The following is a 676-nucleotide window of genomic DNA, read 5'->3' as shown; positions in this document are numbered from 1 at the left end:
TGTGGGGTTATGATTGAAGATGTGAATGTTAAAAGTAAGCCAAACAGCAACCTAGGTCCTTCGGTAACACGTTTATGTCTATTGGTAACACTGTCTCATGCGCAGCAGCGCAAGACCTAGTCGATATATGTCTTGAGTTAGACATTTTATCGACGAAAACACTGAGTGAGCTGGGATGGGATAGGTCATGGAGCAATAGCCCTGACTCGCGCCTACCAGAATCGGTTCTGATCTCTTTATGGCAAGAGATCGACAAGCACGATAAAGGACGAGGCCTTGGTTTACGCATTGGACAAACAATTAATCCAAACGCCAAGGGATTATTAGCAAGTTGGGTTAGTCAATGTAGTAATTTAGGCGAGGCATTAGAAGTATTTACAAACAATCTTGTGCTCATGAATGCCTCGGAGAACATCACCGTGCACAGGCAAGATAGCCTTGTTAGTTTGACCTTTAATATCGGAAGTAAACAACAATATCCTACCATCGCGATCGAACGCAGTATGAGCGCCGTGATGGCGTGGGCATATTCACTGACGGGTAATGAACTTACGATAGAAAAAGCCGAATTCAGTTTTCCAGAGCCTGATTACGCTCATCAATTTAAACAGATTTTTGGTCACTCAATTCGATTTAACGCTTCATCAAATAGAATCTCGATCAAAGCGCAAGCACT

At 43.0% G+C, this 676-nt stretch carries 1 protein-coding gene; it reads left to right on the top strand.

Features of this window, described 5'->3' with window-relative positions; genetic code table 11:
- Positions 1 to 74: 74 nt before the first annotated feature.
- The coding region (locus A3738_RS03020) for an AraC family transcriptional regulator ligand-binding domain-containing protein (RefSeq protein WP_197473542.1) at positions 75 to 676 on the top strand (602 nt) is incomplete at its 3' end.

The sequence above is a fragment of the Oleiphilus sp. HI0066 genome, from assembly GCF_001635725.1.
This window is presented reverse-complemented; position numbering and strand designations above follow the sequence as displayed.